The following is a 17790-nucleotide window of genomic DNA, read 5'->3' as shown; positions in this document are numbered from 1 at the left end:
ATTTCTAACTTATTGTTGTTCATCAGCGTCAACTGCTTTTTCCATTGCCTTCCACGCCAACGTCGCACATTTGATTCTTGCTGGGAATTTAGTAACACCCTGAAGTGCTGCAATATCCCCTAAATCGAAATCCACTTCTTCTACATCTTCACCTAACATCATTTTCGAGAAAATGGAAGACATCTGTAATGCGTCTTCCTTCTTTTTCCCTTTGATCGCTTGTGTCATCATGGAAGCAGATGACATGCTGATGGAACATCCTTCTCCTTCAAATTTAGCATCTGTAACAATGTCATTTTCTATTTGAAGATGCAGTTCTATTCGATCACCGCATGTAGGATTGTTCATGTCTATTGTAACAGATTCCTGCTCCAAAGTTCCACGGTTACGAGGATTTTTATAATGATCCATAATCACTTGTCTGTACAATGTATCCAAATTATCAAAAGACATCGCCGAAATACTCCTTCGCTCGCTGAATTCCTTCTGCTAACCGGTCAATATCACTTTCATCATTATATAAATAGAAGCTTGCTCTTGCGGTTGCTGTCGCATTTAACCATTTCATTAATGGTTGTGCACAGTGGTGACCAGCTCGAACGGCAATTCCTTCCGCATCCAGTACAGTAGCTGTATCATGTGGGTGAACGCCTTCTATATTAAATGTTACCAAGCCTGCCCGGTGCTCTGGTCCGTAGATGTTTATGCCTTCAATTTGGGACAATTTGTCCTGAGCATAGCTGGCAATTTGCTGCTCATGCTCAATGATGTTGTTCATACCAACTTCACTTAGGAAATCGATAGCTGCTCCTAGACCGATCGCACCAGCAATTATAGGTGTACCACCTTCGAATTTCCAAGGTAACTCTTTCCACGTTGAATCATATAAATCAACGAAATCAATCATTTCTCCACCAAATTCAACTGGTTCCATCTTCTCCAATAATGCTTTCTTACCGTATAGAACACCGATTCCGGTCGGTGCACACATTTTATGACCGGAAAAGGCATAGAAATCACAATCGAGTTCCTGCATATCTACCTGCATGTGCGGAACGCTCTGGGCACCATCCACAACGATAATCGCACCCTTTTCGTGAGCAATTTGTGCAATTTCTTTAATAGGGTTGATTGTGCCAAGTACATTTGATACATGTGTCACAGCTACCATTTTGGTTTTGTCTGTCACAGTTGCGCGAACAGCGTCTAACGTGATGGTTCCATCTTCTTCCATCGGAATATATTTAAGCTTAGCACCAGTATACTTAGCTGCCTGTTGCCATGGAATAATATTACTATGATGTTCCATTTGCGTTAAGACAATCTCATCATTTTCTTTAAGAAAATGACGAGCATATCCGTAAGCAACCATGTTTAATGATGTAGTGGTACCACGAGTGAAGATAACTTCCTGTGTGGAGCTTGCATTGATAAAGTTTTTGACCTTTTCTCTTGCTCCTTCGTATTGATCTGTCGCTCTCGTACCTAGCGTGTGTACGCCGCGATGCACATTAGAGTTATGTTGACGATAATATGCCTCTAACGACTGAATCACGGGTAACGGCTTCTGTGAAGTAGCGGCAGAATCTAAATACACTAGTGGGTGACCATTTACTTCTTGATTTAAAATTGGAAACTGCTCACGAATAGCTTGAACATTCATTAATATACTTTCCTTTCGATTACCTCTGTTAATTGCTCACGTACTGCTGTAATCGGAATTTCTTTAACAACTGGTGCTAAGAAACCATGAATAATTAAACGCTCTGCTTCTTGTTGTGAAATACCACGGCTCATTAAATAATACAATTGAACCGGGTCAACACGTCCTACAGATGCCGCGTGACCTGCTGTTACATCATCTTCATCAATTAAAAGAATTGGGTTTGCATCTCCACGCGCATCTTTACTTAACATTAATACTCTTGATTCCTGTTCAGCATTAGCTTTAGTAGCACCATATTCAATTTTGCCAATTCCATTGAAGATGGTAGAAGCTTTTTCCTTCATTACACCGTGCTGTAAAATTAAGCCTTCACTTTGCTTACCGAAGTTTACAATTTTAGCAGTGTAATTTTGCGCTTGAGTGCCACGTCCAACCGAAACTGTCTTGGCATACGAATAGGAATTATCTCCAATCAGATGTGTAATATTTTCTGATACTGTATTACCATCATTCATTTGTCCAAGATTCCATTCTATTTTCGCATCGCGGTAAGCAATACCACGACGATTGACGTAAACCGTGGTGCCAGCTGCAAAATTATCAACGGAACCAAAGTTAATATTTGCATTATCATGTGCAATAACTTCCGTTACGATATTTGCTACTGCATGCTCTTCTTTATTTTGTGAAATATAATTCTCCACATATGTTAAAGAACTGTTTGCCTCTGCAACAACGATAACATGGTTAAACGTTGCGGCATTTAGATCTTCTTGCCAGAAAATGGCTTGCAGCGGTTCTTCAACTTGTACGTTCTTCGGTACGTAGACAAACAAGCCGCCATTCATTAAAGCAGTATGCAATGCTGTCAGCTTATGTTCATCAATTTGTACCGCGTCTTTCATATAGTAACGTTGTACAAGATCGCTGTGCTCTTTCAATGCAGTTTGAATATCCGTTAAAATGACACCTTTTTCTTCAAGATCAGCTGTTAACGTTTTGAAAGCAACGGATTGATTACGCTGAATCACCAAATTTTGGTTTTGGTTTTCCATATCAAGAAATACTTGAATGTCTTCAGGTAATTCATTAAGTGATGAAATGGCGTCCCCATCTACATCATGTTTATAATCTTCGAAGTTCCAGCGCTTAATACTTGTTTTATCAGGCTTAGGCATTTCTAAACCTTCTGCTAATTCAAGTGCCTGTAAACGCAAGTTTTTCATCCATTCTGGTTCATTTCTATTTTCTGAGAATGACCGGACATAGTCCTGATCATATGGCAGTTTAGTTTCCACAGTCATACGATACCTCCTACTTACGCTTTTTGTCCTACAGTTTCATCTTCGATACCTAATTCTTGCTTAATCCAGTCATAACCTTCCGCTTCTAAGCGTTGAGCTAGTTCAGGTCCTCCAGATTTCACAACACGTCCTTGCATCATTACGTGAACTTTATCTGGAGTAATGTAGTCTAATAGACGTTGATAGTGAGTAATAATTAAGCAACCGAAGTCTTCACCTCGCAATTTGTTAATTCCTTTTGATACAACTTTCAATGCATCGATATCAAGACCAGAGTCAATCTCGTCTAAGATAGCAATTTGTGGTTGAATCATCATTAACTGAAGAATTTCGTTACGTTTTTTCTCACCGCCAGAGAAACCTTCATTTAAATAACGTTGTGCCATGTTTTTGTCCATTTCAAGATAATCCATTGCTTCGTCCATTTCTTTAATGAATTTCATTAAAGGAATTTCATCGCCTTCTTCACGTTGTGCATTGATAGAAGAACGTAAGAAATCAGATGTAGTAACACCGCTAATTTCACTTGGGTACTGCATTGCTAAGAATAGACCTGCTTTTGCACGCTCATCTACTTCCATTTCCAGAACATCTTCTCCATCAAGAAGAATCTGCCCTTGTGTTACTTCATATTTTGGGTGGCCCATGATAGCAGAAGCTAGAGTAGATTTACCTGTACCATTTGGACCCATTACTGCGTGGAATTCTCCACCAGTGATTGTAAGATTAACACCTTTTAATATTTCCTGACCTTCAATTTCAACATGAAGATCCTTAATTTCTAGAGTAGAACTTGCCATAACTACATACCTCCAAAACTTATAAATGTAATTGATATGAAGTGGAATTAAATTCATTCTCACTTTATTCTCATTATAATCTTATACTATTTCGAATCTATAATCAACCATTTCACTACATCTAAAAATGACTGACCTATTCCCTACCGTCTGTTATTATACCACATATCAGCGGATATTATCGATTCATGTATTTTTTTAGAAAAAGGAAAGCTATATTGCTTAAATTTAACAAACTTAAAATATTAATAACATTCATATTAAATTTTATAATCATACAAAAAAAGATCTCCTTTGATTGTGATGATTATACTACTACCTATAACACAGATTATGTCAACATTGCTACCATTTTGGTATATTGTATGTGCTGGGAAACCACTTCGCTCAACCATTTTGCGTCTGCAGGACGCGAAGTGGTTGGCCGGAGCGATCTCCCAACACAAGAATCATTTCAAAATAAACACTGCGCTGCTAGAAGTCAAGCTACTTCAGTTGCAAAATGTTATAATTTCCAAACGCATAAGAAAAAACAGCTGCGCGCATGCAGCTGTTTTTTTATGTCTATTTTCATTTATTCATCTTTGCCTCTAACTTCAGCTATTACTTATCTGTGCACTTGTCGTTCAATATCTTTTACAACATTCAAGCTTTTCTTGTAACTGTTTTCTCTTCGCTTTTCTACATTGAGTATTTTTGAAAGCTTACGACCGTATTCTGCATAGCCAACGCCATGAGATTGGTGCATTGCCTTCTCCATTTCTGGTGTATACTGTAGATTTGCAAGTTGGTCACTAATAATGAACCCATCCTTTCTTTATTTGGACAGTTTATATTGTAACATTTTCTCACAGTGTAACCAACAAGCAAATAACGCTATTTACTTTTACACAGCAGCTCGTGCTTTTATTTCTCACAAACAGGTTACCAATGATATTCTTTTTGTCGTTTTTACTAACTTATATTAAGAAATGCTCTGTTTTTGCTTCCAGTCCTCCATTACACCATGTAATTTAGTAACAGATTCGAAAGCATACAACTGATCGATAACTTGACCATCACGGATCAATAACAAAGCAGGAACACTATGAATTTTATTAAACTCCATAAATGTCGGAAAAAAAGAAGCGTTCAAACGGTAATATGCAATGCTAGGATCTGTCTGTTCCATTACTGTGATCATTTTTTCAGCTAACTGACATGTTGCACAAAAAGGTGTATGCACAAACATAACGAAGGTCTTTTTTTCTTGCAAGATTTCAGCAAAGTTTTCGGTTGTCATTTCCATCATGGCGATCACCTTCTATAAAAAATTGGGATTAATCCGAATATGTGAAGAAACAAGCGCAACAGCCAGCTCCGATTCAGGAGTTGCTGCTACTTCGCGATAAGATTTATCAATATTAATATGGATAGCATGTGGCAATTCTTTCGATAATTGCTTTCTTAATTTTTTGCCTGCGTTATCCTCGTCCACTAAAATAAACACATCTCGATGGTCCATATCAAACATTTCGATTAAATCTTCTAACCGTTCTACATTTATCGTTCCATTTGTGCAGACGATTTCTACGTCTTCATTCACAACTTTCAATACCTTTTCTTTATCTGTTCTACCCTCCACAATGATTACTTTTACGTTTTGTCTTGTCAAATGGCTCACCTACTTCATCAAAGTTCAAATACACATGACACCCTTGTTAACTTATTTTATGGATATATGCTAATATCTTATGACAAACTAGCGAATCTTGCGCAGATAAAATTTGGTTTTATTTAACATGAACAAAAAATAAGACTGTATTAATACATAATGTAAGTGAATCATCGTGAATTATTCCATTTTTTTATCACTGCAACTCTTTTTCATTTAATTCCGGCTAAAAAGATAGCATTCGCTCATCGCGAATGCTACTTCTTACGCTTCATTTATCAACTGGTGATAATCCTCATCAGTTAATAATTGTTCTAAATCAGCAGAATCAGCTGGTTCAACGACGATCATCCAAGCTTTCTCATATGGTGACTCATTTACTAATTCCGGACTATCTTCTAAATTATCATTTACTTCCACTACTTTACCAGAAACAGGGGCATATAGTTCAGAAACTGTCTTAACTGATTCTGCACTGCCAAACGGCTGATCTAATTTAATCTCATCGCCTACTTCCGGAAGTTCTATAAAGACAATATCCCCCAATTCATCTTGAGCATGATCGGTAATGCCGATGCGTACATTATTTCCTTCTTTCTTAACCCACTCGTGCTCTTTTGAATATAAATAGTCTTTTGGTAATGTCATATCTAATTCCTCCTATTTAATGTATGATTATTTCCATGTATTTTCAAACATATCTTCCTTAAATCCTACCGTTGCCTGGTTACCATCGTATGTAAGTGGCCGTTTAATTAACATACCGTCGGAGGCTAGATAGGCAAGCATGTCCTCTTCTGTTGCATCTTTTAGTTTATCTTTTAAGCCCAATTCACGATACTTCTTTCCACTGGTATTAAAGAATTTCTTATATGGCAATCCACTTGCTTCAATTATTTCCTTCAATTCTGACTCAGTCGGTGGCTGATCGACAATGTGTATGGCTTCATAATTGATCTCATGATTGTCCAGCCATTTTTTCGCTTTTTGGCAAGTGCCACATTTAGGATACCAGTAAAATTTCAACGTCATGTTAATTCCTCCCATTATTCGTTGCTATTATTTTAACGAAAACGTGTATTAAAAACAAATGATCTAATTTCAGCATGAATTTCCTAGTATTACATCATAATAGGTTAGAAACAAACATTTTACAAAACGTAATCATTACGATATAATAAATGAAGATTTTTGAGCGAAGGTGATAATTATGAACAAGACAATTGTTGAGATGCAAGATGTCAGTTTCTACTATGGGGATCGACAAGCGCTGTCTCACATCAACTTTTCCATTGAACAAGGTGATTTCATTGGATTGGTAGGACCAAATGGCGGTGGAAAAACTACTTTGATCAAACTATTGTTAGGTCTAGTGAAACCTACAAATGGTATGATTGAATTATTTGATCAGCCCATACGGAAATTTAAAGATAAAAATAAAATTGGTTATGTATCGCAAAAAGCGAACAGCTTCAACAGAGGTTTCCCTGCAACAGTTGAAGAGGTTGTTACTGCAGGGTTGACGTCAAAACTCGGATATTTCAAACGGCCAAATGCTAAAGATAGGGAAAAGGTGTACCAAGCAGTTGATAAAGTTGGTATGTCGAGCTATTTCAAAGAAAACATCGGCAACCTGTCAGGCGGTCAACAACAGCGCATCTTTATCGCACGTGCCCTTGTCAGTGACCCGCAGCTATTAATATTAGATGAACCAACTGTCGGTGTTGATGCCGAAAATGTAGACAAATTCTTTGACTTATTACATGAATTAAATCAACAGCAAATTTCATTACTACTTGTTACTCATGATATTGGAACGATGACGCATCATGCCTCTAAGGTAGCCTGTTTAAATAAGTCATTGCATTTCCACGGAAATCCGAAAGAATTCAATGACATGTCTAAAGATCAACTATCTGATTTCTATGGACACCCACTACATTTAGTTACACACGAGCATTAATGGAGGAAATGGTATGCTAGCGAATTTATTAGAATATGAGTTTTTAAGAAATACATTCCTGACGGGAATTATCATAGGTATTATTGCGCCATTACTAGGTGCCTTTATTGTCGTCAGGAGATTATCCCTGATCGCAGATGCCTTGTCCCATGTGACACTAGCCGGCATTGCATTTGGATTATTTTTAGAAAAAAAGACAGGCGCTATGCTGATAACACCTTTTTATTCAGGATTAGGTTTTTCAGTGCTAGGATCGATAATTGTAGAACGGCTTCGCCGAGTGTACACAGCATTTCAGGAATTAGCGATTCCGATTATTCTCTCGGGCGGTGTCGGTTTGAGCGTCATTTTTATCTCACTAGCTAATGGTTTTAACACGGATTTGTATAATTATTTATTTGGATCGGTATCGGCCGTGAGCAGGCAAGATCTATTTATGATTATAGGGATAGCTATCATTGTCTGTTCCGTGATTTTTCTATTATATAAAGAGCTGTTTCTTCTGTCATTTGATGAGGAGCAAGCAGTTGTCACAGGCATACATGCCAAGCGAATTCATTTCATCTTTATTGTGTTAACAGCATTGGTCATCGCGGCCTCGATTCGAATCGTAGGTGTTTTGCTCGTTTCTTCTCTTATGACACTACCTGTTGCATCCAGTATCCGAATTGCAAAAGGATTTAAACAAACGATCATTTATGCGATAATATATGGAGAAGCTGCGGTTATTGTTGGTTTAATAGCCGGTTATTACTTAGAAATACCACCTGGCGGAACAATTGTCATGTTGCTTATTCTGTTATTAATTGCAACGATGCTGATAAAAAATGTGGTATCTAAAGTGAGGAGCCGCAAGTATCGGATCAAGAACGGGGTGATCGAATGAATACTAATGAAGCTTTAACTATTTTGAAAGAGAAAGGTTACAAATATACCGATAAGCGAAAACATATGATTGATTTTTTCGAGAAAGAGAACCGCTATCGGACTGCAAAAGATTTACTGGAAAACATGGAGCCAAATTACGAAGGAATCAGTTTCGATACGATATACCGAAATCTCCATCTGTTTGATCAATTAGAAATTTTAGAATCAACCGAGCTTAATGGAGAAAAGCATTTCCGGTTAAAATGTGATCATCATCACCACCACCACTTTATTTGCAAAAAGTGTGGTGTCACTAAAGAAATTCATCAATGCCCAATGGATCAATTATCCGAAGAATTAAAGCAATATATGATCGACGATCACAAATTTGAAATTTACGGATTTTGTCCAACTTGTCAATAAAGATATAGTTAAAGCAACTTATTGATTAACAAACTGCCTATAATCTAGTTTATGTAAACAAAAACAGTATTGCAAAATGATCATTTTGATATCAATTATCTGCTTAGCAAAGGATCGGGAGTTCATCCGGTCCTTTGTTTGTATGTACACGTTATTCTTCTAAATCTTTCCTCCTGTGGGTCTGCTCCCAAATCTATCCCGACACTACAATTCCCGTGTGTAATTTTTTATTTACAAATATTTTACATATACCTGTTGTTCTTTACATGTTTTCGACATATGTTTGTAGTAAGTAAAAGATTTAAGGGGGGAAACAATTTGAAAATTGCGATCTTTACAGATACTTTTCTACCTGATGTGAATGGTGTGGCCAAAACATTAGGTCGACTGACCAAGTATCTAGATAAAAGTCACCATTCGTACATTGTTATTTCGCCTAAACTTACCAAAAACGAAATGAATGCGGGGCAAATTTACCGACAATCGAGCTTTCCTTTTCCACTTTATAAGGATTGTCGTATATCAGTGCCAAATACCCTTCATCTGAAAGAAATTATCAAAAAGTTTCAACCAGATATTATTCATGTAGCAACACCCTTCTCAATCGGATTGGCTGGACTACGCCTCGCCAAAAAATATGGCATACCAGTTGTTGGCTCTTATCACACTGATTTTGATCACTATTTAAAATATTACCACCTCACACTTTTATCAAAAGCATTATGGCGTTATATGGAATGGTTCCACCAACCATTACTGCGAATTTTTGTACCTTCAATGGTTACAAGAGACCAATTGCACAAAAAAGGATTTCAGCGATTGCAAATATGGCAGCGTGGCGTTGATATGAATGTATTTCACCCTGATTATGACTACTCTGTTATCCGTCAAAAATATCAAATTAAACAAAAATACATCCTCAGCTATGTGGGGAGATTGGCGCCCGAGAAAAACGTCGATTTGTTACCTGAAATTGCTAAACAACTGCCGCCCGAATGGAGAAACAACATTCATTGGTTAATTGTTGGTGATGGACCTTCAAAAGCTGATTTAACGAATAACTGGCAAGATAAAGTAACCTTTACAGGCTTTTTACCCCAAAAAGAAGTTGCGCATATTGTCGCTGCGAGTGATTTATTTATTTTTCCTTCCGAAACAGAAACGTTTGGAAATGTTGTACTAGAAGCATTAGCAACAGGTACTCCTGTAGTAGCAGCGAACGCTGGTGGTGTGAAAAATATTATCCAGGAAGGTTTTACCGGGAAATTATGCAATAGCAATCATATTGATTCTTATACTAACTCAATTCAAACAATTTTAGAAGACGCTGAATGGCGAAAACAATTGAAGCAGAACGCCATTCGCTATGCTCAAAAACAAAAATGGGAAGAACGCTTTGAGGAACTATTATACAGTTATCACCAGGTTATAGAAGAAATAAAAACAAAACAAAAGCATGCTTAAGGGCATGCTTTTGTTCTAAGAAAATGCGTTTTTCGCAAGTAATGAGAGAACCATATCATCCATTGGCGGATTATGGAGCCCGGCTCTTACATCCCGATAATACTGCTCAAATGGCATGTTCTTTGATAGACCACGACCTCCTGCGATCCGCATTACCAGATCGACAATTTCGTTTGCGTTGTTTGTTGCTACTAACTTTACAGCTCCCAACTCTTTGATAAGCTGAGCTCTCTTGTCCGGATAATGGTCCCATTTCTCGGCGACACTGTACATAAAGTAACGAGCTTGTAACAACTTCAAGTCAATCTCCCCTACTTTATTTCTGACATGCTCTACCTCTGAAATTGGGGTATTGAGACTGTTTGGCTGAAAATTTTTCGCAAACTCTATAATATCATTTCGTGCTGCGATAGCTATACCTAAATAACATGCAGGAATATGCAGAAGCCAACCTTTAGGACCTGGTTTTTTCGGTTTGTCGTTCAATTCTACCAAATTTGCTTTCGGCACACGAACATTTTTCAGAATTAAATCGTGACTGCCAGTACCTCTCATCCCTAATGTATTCCATGTATGTTCTATGTGGATACCTTCCGTTCCCTTAGGTATTAATAGTGAACCGACTGCGTCCTTTTCTTTCACATGTGCGGTGACAATGTAATAATCTAATACTTCCGCCATAGTTGTAAAGCTTTTCCGTCCATCGATCACGTATTCATTGCCATCTAACACAGCTTTTGTCTCTGGTATACCACCACGTGTCGGGCTTCCTGTCGCTGGCTCCGTTGCACATCGATTAATCAATGTTTGCTTTTCCGCTATCTCTTTTGCGATATGTGTAAACATGGACGGCTCCCAAAGATTTTCTTCACTTAATTCTTTGACTACTCCTAAGTGCCAGCCTACAGATAACGCTGTTGCGCCGTCCCCTTCCGCTAATTTCTCTTGAACTAATAACATTTCATATAATGAAAGGGCTTCTCCCCCATATTGTTCTGGTAATGTTAAAGATAAATATTTCTCTTTTCGCAATGCATCAAGATTTTCAACAGGTAGACTTGCCTGCTGATCAGCTTGTTGTCTTCTATCCTTTAATTTTTCTGCCAAACGAGCAGCTTTCTGGTACAACTGTTCCTGTCTGTCAGTTTGAATAAAGTTATTGGATACGTTCATATAATACCTCCTTCTACGACTATTTACTATTGATCATAGCGAACTAACACTAAGATTTCCAACAATCTACTCATTTGAAAGTGGATTTATAATATGTATATTTCATGTTCACAACCACATACTAACATTAATTATTCGCATGAAAGGAAGTTTCTAATGATTCGCAAAAGATTAAACTCATCCGCAAAGAGATCACAATCATCAGAAGAAACTAAAACCTTTCATCAATTAATGCAAGTCATGCACGAAAGTGATGATTTTTTTGAATTTCATTTAGGAAACATGAAAAATATATCGATTTACTATTTTGAATCTTTAACGAATACAGAAAAAATTGAAGCAAATTTGTTGGATACGTTAAAAGATGCTGAGATTCAGGATATTGATGTCTTAAAAAATATAGTGCCATTTACACAATCTTACGTAACCTCTGATATACGACAAATTGAAGAGAAACTTCTAGTAGGATTTATTGCACTTTGTTTAAATGATAATACACAAGAGATTTTACTAATTCCATCCAAATTTAATACAGACCGGCAGATATCTCAACCAGAAATTGAGTTTAGTGTAATTGGTCCAAAGCTAGCTTTTATTGAGGACATGCAAACGAATATTAGTTTAATAAGAAAAAGAGTTAGTCTGCCCCAGCTTCACGTAAAAAAATTAAACGCTGGAAAGATTACGAAGACAGATGTTGCAATCATATATATAGACGGAATTGCTAATCAGACGAATATCGATACAATTATTCAGCGCATTACCGACATTGAATATGATCAAATTATTGACAGCTCATTTATCAGTCAAATGATTTCTGATAATTCTCAATCACCTTTTCCACAATTTATGGATACGGAACGACCAGATCGTGTGAGCAGCGCATTGGTCGAAGGAAAAATTGCTATTGTTTGTGAAGGATCTCCTCATGTGCTGATTGCTCCTACCACTTTAGTAGAATTTTTTGCTGCTTATGAGGATTATTTCTTATCGTGGCATATTGCTACTGCATTTCGACTTATTCGCATTTTTGCCGTTATTTTCTCAGTGCTTGTAACACCAATGTACGTGGCAGTCTTAACCTATCACTATCACATTATACCTGGTGATTTACTAGGGACACTAATTTCGTCTAGAAAAGACATTCCTTTTCCACCAATTATTGAAGTTTTAATTTTAGAATTAACTATTGAGCTTTTAAGAGAAGCAGGGGCAAGACTCCCTACAAAGATTGGTCAAACAATTGGTATTGTTGGTGGTATCGTTATTGGAACAGCAGCTGTTGAAGCAGGACTAACGAGTAATGTACTTCTCATTGTTGTTGCGTTAGCCGCACTTGCTTCCTTTACTACTCCTATTTATCGTATTGGTAATACCATTCGTTTAATTCGTTTCCCCTTTATCTTCTTTGCACAGCTTTGGGGAATGATAGGTGTTGTAATTGGTATTATGTTTTTCGTTACCCATCTTCTAAGATTAACCTCTCTTGGAAGACCATTTCTTGAACCCATCTATCCATTCAGGTGGAAGGATTTTAAAGACACGATTATTCGTTTACCTTTTGATGTGCAAGGAAAAAGACCTCTTTTAAGTGGAGCAAAAGACAAAAATCGGATTAATACATCACGCACCTTGAAGAAGCATGATAAACGAAAGTAGGGAAAGTATGAAAGACTTTAAACCTGACATTACTCAAATGGTATCACCTTTTCTGCTCGTATTTATTATTCATGCTACCCAATTAGGAGAAGGGATATTAAGTTTTGAACGACAGATAGCAGAGGTAGCAGGCTATGATAGCTGGATGAGTATTCCTATTACTGCTGTGTTAACTTCTATTGTAATTGTGATGATATGGAAAATAATTGGTGATGAGTCTGTTGATTTGATCGATATACATCAAACAACATTCGGAAAAATAATAGGAAATATTCTTTCGTTTATTTTTTGTGTTTACTTTCTTGCTATTTCTATTATCGTTATCCGCTCATATATTGAGATTATTCAAATTTGGTTCTTTCCAGATATTTCAATCACTTTATTCTTAATAGTGCTGTTTTTATTATTCCTTTACATTTGTTTAGGCGGGTTTCGTATTGTAGTAGGATTTGCTTTTTTTAGTATATTTGTAACAGCTTTTTTAGCGATATTTAAATATCAAGCTTTCGTTGATGGACATTTCACGAACCTATTACCTGTATTTATCCATCCATTAACAGATATATTAAAAGCTGTAGAGCCAATGTCTCTTAGTTTTTTGGGAATTGAGCTTATTTTAATCTACGCACCATTTATCCATCGTTTTCAATCCGGGTTGAAATGGGCATTATCGGGTAACCTGCTAACTTCGTCTGTTTATCTTTTCTCTGCGATAGCAATATTTATGTATTATAATGAATTACAGATCCAATATGTGTCCTGGCCAACTCTTCAATTGTGGAAGGTGATCAGCATTGCGTTTATCGAACGATTTGAGTTCATTGGGATCAGCTTACACTTTATCGCGATTATTGCTACTTGTGCTATTTATTTTTGGGCAGGGGTTCAATGTTTTCACCGGCTAACTAATCTGTCATTTAGCGGTATTGGCATTGCAGCTACGATTTTGGGTATTTCAAGCGTCTTTTATATTAAAAATTTTCTCATCATTGAAAAAGCAACCACAATTATCACAAAAGTAGGCGTATATTTAATGTTTGTTTATATTCCCTTGTTATTTATCATCCAAAAGATAGTGGCAGGAGTGAGAAAAAAATATGCTAATAACTAAAAAAGCAATCATTCTGTTCTTTTGTTGCATGTTAATGACCGGCTGTGTGAAGACCAAAGTCATTGATGATGTAGAATTAATTATGACGATGGGCTATGATTGGAATTCAACAACACAAAATTATAAAGGCACTGCCGTTGCTCCTTTGTACGGAAGCAGTGAACAAGCGAATATGCGTGATAATATACGATATACAGGCAGTGCCGATACATTTCAGGATATTAATGCGATGATTCAGACAAAAGCACCTTTCCAAGTGGAGGTTGGAAACTTATTAAGCGTAATTTTTGGAGAAGAACTTGCAAAGAAAGGAATTCAGGATATTGTGATGGGAATAAGTGAGGATCCAGCTATCGGGAGAAACTTGTATCTTGCCATTGCTGATGGTACTGCAGAGGAGATGTTAAATCAGGAATATAAATTGGAGCATACATTACCGAGATTTCTAGAGCAATTAATCGATACAAATACACAATCGATGATACCCAAGATGAACCTTCATCAATTTAATTACCGCCTAATTGGCGAAGGTATGGATCCCTTTCTGCCCATTTTAAAAGCAAGCACACCCTCGATTGATATTGTTGGTATTGGATTTTTAAAAGGGGATAAATTAGTACACCGAATTAATTATGATCAGTTTTTTATATTTCATATGTTATACAAGGATACCAAAGGCAGCGCCTATGAATTTGACCAAGAGACTACAGAAGATTCAATTGCTATAAAATCCATCCGTTCCAACAGAAAGGTAACCTGGAAATCCAAAGATCATGTAGAGATTAGTGAGGATATTATCGGTACTCTAGTAGAATCTGATAAAATGGGTGTCAAAACGTTTGAAGAAAAAAGAAAATTAGAAAAAAATATATCTGATCATTTGGAAAAACAAGGAGATAAATTAGCGGCAACATTTCAAAAGTTAGAAATTGATCCACTGATGATCGGAGCATCTGCAAGATCACAGTTTAGAAATTGGAATCTTGAAGAATGGAAAAAAAGTTACCCTGACATAAAAATCACAACAAAAGTGAAATTCAACTTAGAAATTAATAATATTTCGAGATAATATTTCCTTCTATCTTGTTTTCTGTTATAGTGAATGATGCTAGGAGGAAGGATTTATGCTACAAGTTGTACGTTCTTTTTTTATTTATCTTTTAGGTATAACGGTATTAACATTAGGTATATCCTTAACTATTCAATCTCATTTAGGAACTTCACCATTTGATGCTTTACTCGTTGGATTGTTTCGAACATTTGGGTTATCCGTCGGCAGCTGGGAAATTGTTTTAGGCTTTACCTTTGTACTTATAAACGCGATCACACTTAAAACAAAGCCAGAATTCTCTGCTCTTCTAACCTCATTCATAACAGGAATTGGCATTGATTCATGGTTAATGATTCAGAACTCTTGGTTATCTCCTGATGGCGCAGCTGGACAATGGATATGTCTTTTATCAGGAATAGTATGTACTGGTGTTGGAGTAGCTATCTATCTAGAATCAAGCTTTGCACCTAACCCAATGGACCGCACAATGGTTATCCTTACAGATAAAACCGGGTGGTCATTTACACGTTCTCGTGCGTTGATCAGCATTATATTAGTAATCGTTGCTTTTTTCTTTAATGGGGCCATTGGTATTGGTACATTGCTAAATGCCTTATTTTCAGGACTGATTATTCAATCTGTAAAATCTGTTATTGTGGTCTCCGGACAAAAAAAATTAGCGGCTACAGTAAAAGCAGGGTAACACAGCGGAAGGGAAACTGTAGCTCTTTTATAAGAAAAGTGATCATATTTATTCAAAATAAGATCACTTTTAATGTAGTATTACAATAACTTTTCTAACGTCTCTTTCACTCTATCTTCTGTAAATGGTTTAACGATAAAATCCGAAGCTCCTGCTTTTATCGCATCTAAAACCATTTGCTGCTGTCCCATTGCAGAACACATGATAATTTTAGCATTTGCATCCTTGGCTTTTATTATTTTCGTCGCTTCTACACCGTTCATTTCCGGCATTGTAATATCCATGGAAACAATTTCTGGTTTTAATTCTTCATATAACTGTGCAGCTTCTTGTCCATTTGCTGCTTCCCCTATCACTTCATGACCTAAGTTCGTGAAAATATTTTTCAATTGCATGCGCATAAACGCAGCATCATCTACAATCAATACTTGAGCCAACTTAATTCCCTCCGTTATCTGACCGAAAATTTATTCTGCTGCTACATGTTGAACTTCTTCTAATTCATGTAAACTCAACACATGGTTCAAATCTAATAACAACAACATACCTCTATCCTCTAGTTTTGCAACACCTTTCATATATTGATAATCTACACTTTTGACAAGCTCAGGTGCGTCTTCAATATTATCAGGCTGAATGTCGATAACATCAGTAGCTTCATCAACAATGAGACCTACTCGTAAATCACGGACATTCGCAATTAAAATTCTGGTTTGTTCCGTTGGCCCAGCTTCTACTAAACCTAATCTTGTTCTTAGATCGACAATTGGAATGACGCTTCCACGCAAATTAATGATTCCTTTGATAAAATCAGAGGTTTGTGGCAAAGGTACGATTTCTTCTAACCTCTCAATTGAAATAATCTGCTCAATATTCGCCCCATATTCCTGGTTGTTTAATTTAAAAATAATTGTCTTCGTCATAGTTTGTACCACGATTCAATCACCAACCTGTTTATTGATTTAATAACAGCGACATTTTCATATCACCGATACTCTTATAATGAATGGCTACTTCTAATACTCGCTTAAATCCTGTTAATCTTGCTTCGCCACTGATAATGGTGGGATGAGTTATATCTGTATCGATACCTGCGTCGGCTAAATGAGTAGATAGACCACCAGCAAGCATGTTACCTAATTCACCTGAGAATGAATCAAGCATTTCTTCTGATAATTGCATACCATACAGCGCTTCGCCAATTGAACTAAATACCGAGTGACTTGCCTGGATTAATAAATCACCTTTGAAGGTGCCACTATATCCAATAAGAACACCATACTCCACATTTAATGGATTTGTTGACATTTTAGGAGATTCGAATTCATGCTCAACAGGTACAACACTTTTAATCGACTTCACCGATCCATTATACAATTCCTTTATTATTTCGTTTACATTCACTTCCGTTGATGATGCCATTTTCATGTCTCCTATTCATAACTAGTAAAATATAATTAGTTCTTACTTCTCATAATACCTAATTATATGTCAAGTTACAACATCATCTTGTTGGTTTACTTTATAATTGTGACTTTATGGTATAATTGTAACACAAAAACAGGAAAAATAATAAGCATTTATACCTTCGTAAAAGATAACTTTTCTCAAGGTATAAATGCTTACCTGTTAAATGAATCGAATAATTTACAATATTGACCGCATCTATTGAACCTATCCTATCAACAATAGTGGTGAGTGATCAATATGTTATCTCTTACAAAGGTTGTATAGTACCAATCCTAGCGTAGGACAACCACGTAGGCTTCCTCGGTGCAAGGCAGCAAAGAAGTAACGCAAGTAGTAGTCTAACTTCAGCCGTGCCCCGCAGGACGCGAAGTGGTTGGTAGAAGGTATTCTACCACACATAATATTTCAAAATGACCACTAAGCTGCTAATTTACATAATCCCTATTATAGGAACTCAGCTTACATTCTTGACAGATAAAAAC

21 protein-coding genes are annotated in these 17790 nt (G+C 36.7%); 8 read left to right on the top strand and 13 right to left on the bottom strand.

All coding sequences use genetic code 11. The features are described 5' to 3' along the window. Positions 1 to 9: 9 nt before the first annotated feature. From sufU to MUN87_RS22065, 9 genes are all read right to left on the bottom strand, one after another. On the bottom strand, positions 10 to 453 hold the full coding sequence (gene sufU / locus MUN87_RS22105; RefSeq protein WP_244744001.1) for a Fe-S cluster assembly sulfur transfer protein SufU: 444 nt from the start codon (positions 451 to 453) through the stop codon (positions 10 to 12). Beyond that, entirely contained in the window at positions 443 to 1663 is a 1221-nt protein-coding gene (locus MUN87_RS22100; protein WP_244744000.1) for a cysteine desulfurase, read from the bottom strand. The genes sufU and MUN87_RS22100 overlap by 11 nt, the downstream gene beginning before the upstream one ends. Then, positions 1663 to 2970: a Fe-S cluster assembly protein SufD gene (gene sufD, locus MUN87_RS22095; protein ID WP_244743999.1), complete on the bottom strand. Its 1308-nt coding sequence runs from the start codon at positions 2968 to 2970 to the stop codon at positions 1663 to 1665. The genes MUN87_RS22100 and sufD overlap by 1 nt, the downstream gene beginning before the upstream one ends. A gap of 14 nt (positions 2971 to 2984) precedes the next feature. Then, the gene (gene sufC, locus MUN87_RS22090) at positions 2985 to 3770 is read right to left on the bottom strand and encodes a Fe-S cluster assembly ATPase SufC (protein ID WP_244743998.1); all 786 of its coding nucleotides are present in this window, start codon (positions 3768 to 3770) and stop codon (positions 2985 to 2987) included. A 607-nt stretch (positions 3771 to 4377) separates the two neighbouring features. Further along, positions 4378 to 4518 (bottom strand): YuzK family famiily protein, encoded by a 141-nt coding sequence (locus MUN87_RS22085; RefSeq protein ID WP_244743997.1) that lies wholly within the window; start codon positions 4516 to 4518, stop codon positions 4378 to 4380. A 216-nt stretch (positions 4519 to 4734) separates the two neighbouring features. Continuing rightward, positions 4735 to 5061 carry a thioredoxin family protein gene (locus MUN87_RS22080; RefSeq protein WP_244743996.1) on the bottom strand — a complete coding sequence of 109 codons (327 nt, stop codon included), beginning with the start codon at positions 5059 to 5061 and terminating at the stop codon, positions 4735 to 4737. A gap of 12 nt (positions 5062 to 5073) precedes the next feature. After that, the gene (locus MUN87_RS22075) at positions 5074 to 5433 is read right to left on the bottom strand and encodes a toprim domain-containing protein (protein ID WP_439649638.1); all 360 of its coding nucleotides are present in this window, start codon (positions 5431 to 5433) and stop codon (positions 5074 to 5076) included. 255 nt (positions 5434 to 5688) lie between these two features. Then, a complete protein-coding gene (gcvH, locus tag MUN87_RS22070; RefSeq protein WP_244743994.1) occupies positions 5689 to 6072 on the bottom strand; it encodes a glycine cleavage system protein GcvH in 384 nt (127 codons plus the stop codon). A 27-nt stretch (positions 6073 to 6099) separates the two neighbouring features. After that, the gene (locus MUN87_RS22065) at positions 6100 to 6456 is read right to left on the bottom strand and encodes an arsenate reductase family protein (protein ID WP_244743993.1); all 357 of its coding nucleotides are present in this window, start codon (positions 6454 to 6456) and stop codon (positions 6100 to 6102) included. A 178-nt stretch (positions 6457 to 6634) separates the two neighbouring features. Between MUN87_RS22065 and MUN87_RS22060 the strand changes: the two genes are divergently transcribed. The 4 genes from MUN87_RS22060 to MUN87_RS22045 all read left to right on the top strand — a co-directional run bounded on the left by MUN87_RS22060 (position 6635) and on the right by MUN87_RS22045 (position 10141). Then, positions 6635 to 7387, top strand: coding sequence for a metal ABC transporter ATP-binding protein (locus MUN87_RS22060; protein ID WP_244743992.1), 753 nt, complete (start codon positions 6635 to 6637; stop codon positions 7385 to 7387). A 13-nt stretch (positions 7388 to 7400) separates the two neighbouring features. Then, entirely contained in the window at positions 7401 to 8273 is an 873-nt protein-coding gene (locus MUN87_RS22055) for a metal ABC transporter permease (protein ID WP_244743991.1), read from the top strand. After that, positions 8270 to 8677 carry a Fur family transcriptional regulator gene (locus tag MUN87_RS22050; protein ID WP_244743990.1) on the top strand — a complete coding sequence of 136 codons (408 nt, stop codon included), beginning with the start codon at positions 8270 to 8272 and terminating at the stop codon, positions 8675 to 8677. Before MUN87_RS22055 ends, MUN87_RS22050 begins: the two co-directional genes overlap by 4 nt. Before the next feature lie 318 nt (positions 8678 to 8995). Then, a complete protein-coding gene (locus tag MUN87_RS22045; RefSeq protein WP_244743989.1) occupies positions 8996 to 10141 on the top strand; it encodes a glycosyltransferase family 4 protein in 1146 nt (381 codons plus the stop codon). 15 nt (positions 10142 to 10156) lie between these two features. Here MUN87_RS22045 and MUN87_RS22040 read toward each other — a convergent pair whose 3' ends face one another. Beyond that, a complete protein-coding gene (locus MUN87_RS22040; RefSeq protein WP_244743988.1) occupies positions 10157 to 11314 on the bottom strand; it encodes an acyl-CoA dehydrogenase family protein in 1158 nt (385 codons plus the stop codon). Positions 11315 to 11470: 156 nt separating this feature from the next. On the opposite strand from MUN87_RS22040, the gene MUN87_RS22035 reads away from it, so the two are divergent. From MUN87_RS22035 to MUN87_RS22020, 4 genes are read left to right on the top strand one after another with little or no spacing between them, the layout of a single operon-like run. Continuing rightward, entirely contained in the window at positions 11471 to 12973 is a 1503-nt protein-coding gene (locus tag MUN87_RS22035) for a spore germination protein (RefSeq protein ID WP_244743987.1), read from the top strand. Between the two features lie 7 nt (positions 12974 to 12980). Beyond that, on the top strand, positions 12981 to 14084 hold the full coding sequence (locus MUN87_RS22030) for a GerAB/ArcD/ProY family transporter (RefSeq protein ID WP_244743986.1): 1104 nt from the start codon (positions 12981 to 12983) through the stop codon (positions 14082 to 14084). Further along, the gene (locus tag MUN87_RS22025) at positions 14071 to 15153 is read left to right on the top strand and encodes a Ger(x)C family spore germination protein (protein ID WP_244743985.1); all 1083 of its coding nucleotides are present in this window, start codon (positions 14071 to 14073) and stop codon (positions 15151 to 15153) included. The genes MUN87_RS22030 and MUN87_RS22025 overlap by 14 nt, the downstream gene beginning before the upstream one ends. Positions 15154 to 15208: 55 nt before the next feature. Then, positions 15209 to 15838 carry a YczE/YyaS/YitT family protein gene (locus tag MUN87_RS22020; protein WP_244743984.1) on the top strand — a complete coding sequence of 210 codons (630 nt, stop codon included), beginning with the start codon at positions 15209 to 15211 and terminating at the stop codon, positions 15836 to 15838. Positions 15839 to 15918: 80 nt separating this feature from the next. Here the strand turns inward: MUN87_RS22020 and MUN87_RS22015 are convergent, their stop codons facing one another. From MUN87_RS22015 to MUN87_RS22005, 3 genes are read right to left on the bottom strand one after another with little or no spacing between them, the layout of a single operon-like run. Continuing rightward, complete coding sequence (locus MUN87_RS22015; RefSeq protein WP_305037420.1) at positions 15919 to 16275, bottom strand: response regulator; 357 nt, start codon at positions 16273 to 16275, stop codon at positions 15919 to 15921. Positions 16276 to 16305: 30 nt separating this feature from the next. Next, positions 16306 to 16773 carry a chemotaxis protein CheW gene (locus tag MUN87_RS22010; protein WP_244743983.1) on the bottom strand — a complete coding sequence of 156 codons (468 nt, stop codon included), beginning with the start codon at positions 16771 to 16773 and terminating at the stop codon, positions 16306 to 16308. A 19-nt stretch (positions 16774 to 16792) separates the two neighbouring features. After that, on the bottom strand, positions 16793 to 17260 hold the full coding sequence (locus MUN87_RS22005) for a chemotaxis protein CheX (RefSeq protein WP_244743982.1): 468 nt from the start codon (positions 17258 to 17260) through the stop codon (positions 16793 to 16795). Between the last annotated feature and the right edge of the window lie 530 nt (positions 17261 to 17790).

The organism is Gracilibacillus salinarum (assembly GCF_022919575.1).
Lineage (GTDB): Bacteria > Bacillota > Bacilli > Bacillales > Amphibacillaceae > Gracilibacillus > Gracilibacillus salinarum.
The sequence above is the reverse complement of the archived record's forward strand: the minus strand, read 5'-3'. Positions and strand labels throughout refer to the sequence as shown.